General features: G+C 64.2%; 2 protein-coding genes. Both read left to right on the top strand.

What is annotated here, in order from left to right; translation table 11 throughout:
• The first annotated feature begins 243 nt into the window (after nt 1–243).
• A complete protein-coding gene (locus EH240_RS22825) occupies nt 244–2,256 on the top strand; it encodes an acetyl-CoA carboxylase biotin carboxylase subunit (RefSeq protein WP_125002818.1) in 2,013 nt (670 codons plus the stop codon).
• A gap of 99 nt (nt 2,257–2,355) precedes the next feature.
• Nucleotides 2,356–5,880 carry a DNA polymerase III subunit alpha gene (gene dnaE, locus EH240_RS22820; RefSeq protein ID WP_125002815.1) on the top strand — a complete coding sequence of 1,175 codons (3,525 nt, stop codon included), beginning with the start codon at nt 2,356–2,358 and terminating at the stop codon, nt 5,878–5,880.
• The last annotated feature ends 120 nt before the right edge of the window (nt 5,881–6,000 follow it).

The following is a 6,000-nucleotide window of genomic DNA, read 5'->3' as shown; positions in this document are numbered from 1 at the left end:
AGACAAATTGTCAGCTCGTGGCTGGCTTGTTGAGCCTGCCCGGCGAGGCGAATACCCGCCGGCCCTCCGCAGTAAGCCCAAACGCCACTTTACAGAGTTCCTTTGTGGCGGCCAACTTCCGTTGCGACGTTTTTCGGCGCGGTGTTCGCATTCAGGGCAGGGCAGATCCGCGCCGTCCGGCCACTTGAGCCATGGCGGGATTGTCCATAGAACTGGACGGCTTCGCCGGAGGACGACACCCGAATGTTCAAGAAGATCCTGATCGCCAATCGCGGCGAGATCGCCTGTCGCGTGATCAAGACGGCGCGCAAGATGGGGATCGCCACGGTTGCGGTCTATTCCGACGCTGATCGCGATGCGGTGCATGTCGAAATGGCCGACGAGGCGGTGCATATCGGCTCGTCGCCCGCCGCGCAGAGCTATCTCCAGCCTGAGAAGATCATTGCCGCCTGCAAGGAGACCGGCGTCAAAGCGGTGCACCCAGGCTACGGCTTCCTGTCGGAACGCGCCTCCTTCTGCGAGGCGCTGGAAAAAGAAGGCATCGTCTTCATCGGGCCGAAGCCCAAGGCTATCCGCGCGATGGGCGACAAGATCGAATCGAAGAAATTCGCGAGCCGGGCCAAGGTGTCGACCGTGCCCGGCTGGCTAGGTGTCATCGAAAATGCCGATCATGCCGAAAGGATCGCCGGCGAGATCGGCTACCCGGTCATGATCAAGGCCTCAGCCGGCGGCGGCGGCAAAGGTATGCGCATCGCCTGGAGCAAAACGGAAGTGCGCGACGGTTTCGAGCGGGCGCGTTCGGAAGCGAAAAGCTCCTTTGGCGACGACCGCGTGTTCATCGAAAAATTCGTCGTCGATCCGCGCCATATCGAGATCCAGGTGCTGGCCGACGCGCATGGCAATGCGCTTTATCTAGGCGAGCGCGAGTGCTCGATCCAGCGCCGCAACCAGAAGGTGGTCGAGGAGGCGCCGTCGCCGTTCCTCGATGCCAAGACGCGCAAGGCCATGGGCGAGCAGGCAGTAGCGCTGGCGAAAGCCGTCGACTACCAGAGCGCCGGCACGGTCGAGTTCATCGTCGACAGGGACAAGAACTTCTATTTCCTTGAAATGAATACAAGATTGCAGGTCGAGCATCCGGTGACCGAGCTCGTCACCGGCATCGACCTTGTCGAGCAGATGATCCGCATTGCCGCCGGCGAAAAGCTCGGAATCAGGCAGAGCGACGTGAAGCTCAACGGCTGGGCGGTGGAAAGCCGCCTCTATGCTGAAGATCCGTACCGCAATTTCCTACCCTCGATTGGCCGGCTGACGCGCTACCGGCCGCCGCAAGAGGGCACGTTCGGCGACATCGTGATCCGCAACGACACCGGCGTCACCGAAGGTTCCGAGATATCGATGTTCTACGACCCGATGGTAGCAAAGCTCTGCACCTGGGCGCCGACAAGGTTGGAGGCCATCGACGCCATGTCCGTGGCGCTGGACAGCTTCGTCGTCGACGGCATCGAGCACAACATTCCGTTCCTGGCGGCGCTGATGCAGCATCCGCGCTGGCGCGAAGGAAGGCTTTCGACCGGCTTCATCGCCGAGGAATATCCGGACGGCTTCGCGCCGGTCGAACCGGACAGCGGGGAGAAGGCGGTGTTCGCCGCGATCGCCACCGCGATCGAGCTACTGCGCCGGGACCGGCTCGACCGCCTCAGCGGACGGTTGGCGCCGCATTCGGGCCATCTCAAGCGCGACTGGGTGGTGAAGATCGGCACGGACTATCTTGCCGCCGGCATTGTCGACGGCATGGTCTCCATTCCGATGGAGATCGATCTGTCGATCGATGGCGGCAAGCCGCTGACGGTCGCCTCCGATTGGCGGCCGGGCGATGCGATCTGGCACGGCACGGTCGGCGGCAGCCGGATCGCGGCGCAGGTGCGGCCGGTGCCGAACGGTCTTCGCATCGCCTGGAAAGGCATGTCGGTGACGGCTCAAGCCATGCTGCCGCGCACGGCGGAGCTTGAAAGGCTGATGCCGGAGAGGCTGCCGCCGGACAGGTCGAGAATGCTGCTCTGCCCGATGCCCGGCCTCGTGGTGTCGATCGCCGTCGCCGAGGGCCAAGAGGTCAAGGCCGGCGAGACACTGGCCGTGGTCGAGGCGATGAAGATGGAAAACGTGCTGCGCGCCGAAAGAGACCTCATCGTGGCGAAGCTCAACGCCAAGCCCGGCGACAGCCTGGCGGTGGATGCGGTGATCATGGAATTCGCCTGACGGGCTCTGCTGTGCACAGGTGATCGCTGGACTCGCATCGCGCGCTCCCGGACAATACATCTGCACAGATGTTGAGTCCTTTCGAGCGACAAGAGCCCCATGGCCGATGAACTCCCACGCGACCCGTTGAAGCGCGAAGCTGCCGTGAAAGCCGCGCGCCCGGAAGCGCCGGCGCGGACCTTCATCCATCTGCGCGTGCATTCGGCCTATTCGCTGCTTGAGGGCGCCTTGCAGCTCGGCGCCATCGTCGGCAACGCGGTCAAGGACGAGGCGCCGGCGATCGCGGTGACCGACACCAACAATCTGTTCGGCGCGCTTGAATTCGCGCAGAAGGCGGTCAAGGACGGTATCCAGCCTATCATCGGATGCCAGGTCGATCTCGCCTTTTCCGGCGAAGCGAGCGACGCCCAGCGCGACCGTCGCCGGCACGGGCCTGAGATGTCGCCGATCGTGCTGATTGCCGCCAGCGAGGCCGGCTATGCCAATCTGGTCCGGCTGGTCAGCAAGATCTATCTGGAGACGCCGCCCGGCGAGCCGGTGCATTTGACCAGCACGATGCTGGAGGGGAAGTGCGAAGGGCTGATCTGCCTCACCGGAGGCCCGCGCGGTCCGATCGGCAGCGCCCTGAAGGCGGACCGCCGCGACCTTGCCGAGCAGCGGCTTCTCTTCCTCAAAGGCCTGTTCGGCGACCGTCTCTATGTCGAGCTGGAACGGGTCGCCGGCTATGACCGCATGGTCGAGAAGTCGACGGTCGATCTGGCCTACACCCACGAACTGCCGCTGGTCGCAACCAATGAGGCTTTCTTCTCTAAGCGCGAAGACTATGAGGCGCATGACGCGCTGATTGCGATTGCCGAAGGCTCGGTGGTGGCCGCCGACAACCGCCGGCGGCTTGCGCCGGACAATTTCCTGCGCGGCCAGGCCGAGATGGCGCGGCTGTTCTCGGACCTGCCGGAAGCGATCGACAACACCGTCGAGATCGCGATGCGCTGCTCCTACTTTCCGAAGAACCGCAGCCCGATCCTGCCGCGCTTCACCGGGGCCGATTCTGCCGACAAGGACGCGGCCGAGAAAGCGGAAGCCGCCGAGCTCGCGCGCCAGGCGCGCGAAGGACTGGAGGCGCGGCTCGCCAAGGATGGGCCGACGCCGGGCTACACGGTCGAGCAGTATCGCGAGCGGCTCGAATTCGAGCTCGGCATCATCGAGAAGATGAAGTTCCCCGGCTACTTCCTGATCGTCGCCGACTTCATCAAATGGGCAAAGGCGCAAGGCATCCCGGTCGGGCCGGGACGCGGTTCGGGCGCCGGCTCGCTGGTGGCCTATTCGACGACCATCACCGATATCGACCCGCTCCGCTTCTCTTTGCTGTTCGAGCGCTTCCTCAACCCGGACCGCGTCTCGATGCCGGACTTCGACATCGACTTCTGCCAGGACCGGCGCGAGGAGGTCATTCGCTACGTCCAGCAGAAATACGGCCGCGACCAGGTGGGGCAGATCATCACCTTCGGAACGCTGCAGGCGCGCGCCGTGCTGCGCGACGTCGGCCGCGTGCTGCAGATGCCCTACGGCCAGGTCGACAAGCTCTCCAAGATGGTGCCGCAGAACCCGGCCAATCCGGTCAAGCTGGCGGATGCCATCGCCAACGAGCCGCGCTTTGCCGAGGAGGCGGAGAAGGAGCCGATCGTCCAGACGCTGCTCGACACGGCGCAGAAGCTCGAAGGCCTCTATCGCCACGCCTCGACGCATGCCGCCGGCATCGTCATCGGCGACCGCCCGCTGTCGGAGCTGGTGCCGATGTACCGCGATCCGCGCTCGGACATGCCGGTCACCCAGTTCAACATGAAATATGTCGAGCAGGCGGGGCTGGTGAAGTTCGACTTCCTTGGCCTGAAGACGCTGACCGTGCTGGAGACGGCGGTGAAGCTCATCCGCCGGCGCGGCATCGACATCGACCTTGCCCGCATCCCGCTCGACGATCCCGATACTTACGCCATGCTGTCGCGCGGCGAGGTGGTCGGCGTGTTCCAGGTTGAAAGCGCGGGCATGCGCAAGGCGCTGATCGGCATGCGGCCGGACTGCATCGAGGACATCATCGCGCTGGTCGCGCTCTACCGCCCCGGCCCGATGGAAAATATCCCGACCTACAACGCCAGAAAGCATGGCGAGGAGGAGATGGCCTCGATCCATCCCAAGATCGACCATCTGGTGAAGGAGACGCAAGGCGTCATCGTCTATCAGGAACAGGTGATGCAGATCGCGCAGGAGCTTGCCGGCTATTCGCTCGGCGAGGCCGACCTGCTGCGCCGCGCCATGGGCAAGAAGATCCGCGCCGAGATGGACAAGCAGCGCGAGCGATTCGTTTCGGGCGCGGTCGAGCGCGGCGTCTCCAAGCCGCAGGCCGACTTCATCTTCGACCTTTTGGCGAAGTTCGCCGACTACGGCTTCAACAAGTCGCACGCTGCGGCCTATGCGGTCGTCTCCTACCAGACGGCCTATCTCAAGGCGCATTATCCGGTCGAGTTCCTGGCGGCGTCAATGACGCTCGACATGAGCAATACCGACAAATTGGCCGATTTCCGGCAAGACGCGCTGCGCCTCGGCATCGAGGTGGTGGCGCCGTCGGTGATGACCAGCTTCCGCCCCTTCGAGGTCGGCGAGAACAAGATCTTCTATTCGCTGGCGGCTTTGAAAGGCGTCGGCGACGCGGCGGTCGAGCACATCGTGGAAAAGCGCGGCGAGAAGCCGTTCAAGAACCTTGCCGATTTCTGCGAGCGCGTGGATCCGAAGGTCGTCGGCAAGCGCGTCTTCGAAAGCCTGATCATGGCAGGGGCCTTGGATTGCTTCGGGCACGATCGCGCCGTGATGATGGCCGGCGTGGAGCGGATGATGGGGCTCGCCTCGTTGGCGCAGCAAAATGCTGTTTCCGGCCAGGCCGACATTTTTGGAGCGTCGCTTGGGAGCCAGTCGCAGGCGCTCAACCTGCCGGCGGCCGAGCCATGGCTTGCCGCCGACCGGCTGCACCGAGAATTCCAGGTCGTCGGCTTCTACCTCTCGGCGCATCCGCTCGACGAGTACAAGGCCGCCTTGCAGAAGATGCGGGTGCAGAACTGGGCGGAGTTTTCGGCCGCGGTCAAACGCGGCGCCGCCGCCGGCCGGCTCGCCGGCACCGTCACCACCAAGCAGGAGCGCAAGACGCGCACCGGCAACAAGATGGGCGTCGTGCAGTTTTCCGACACGACGGGCCAATACGAGGCGGTGCTGTTTTCCGAAGGGTTGGCGCAGTATCGCGACATGCTGGAACCCGGCCGTTCGGTGGTGATCACGGTTTCGGCGGAAGACCGGCCGGAGGGCATCAATCTGCGCATCCAGACGGTGCAGTCGCTGGAGGACGAGGCAAGCCGCATCCAGAAGGCGTTGCGCATCTTCGTGCGCGACGCCCAGCCGATCAATATCGTCGCCAGCCAGCTTGCCGTGAAGGGCGAGGGGCAGGTGAGCTTCGTGCTCATCAAGGACGCCGGGCAGGGCGAGGTGGAGATCGAGCTTCCCAACCGCTACCGCATCTCGCCGCAAGTCGCGTCGGCCATGCGCGCGGTGCCGGGTGTTGTCGAAGTGGAGCTGGTGTAGGTCCAACCGTTTGTTTTCGCGCAATTCCGGGCGGAGAACCGTTACGCGCCTTTTCCGGGATTGCTTTGGCGCGAGGCGACTGGCCACGTCGGCATATCTGGATGTGGCGCTCTGGCGACG

The sequence above is a fragment of the Mesorhizobium tamadayense genome (assembly GCF_003863365.1).
Classification (GTDB): domain Bacteria; phylum Pseudomonadota; class Alphaproteobacteria; order Rhizobiales; family Rhizobiaceae; genus Mesorhizobium; species Mesorhizobium tamadayense.
This window is presented reverse-complemented; position numbering and strand designations above follow the sequence as displayed.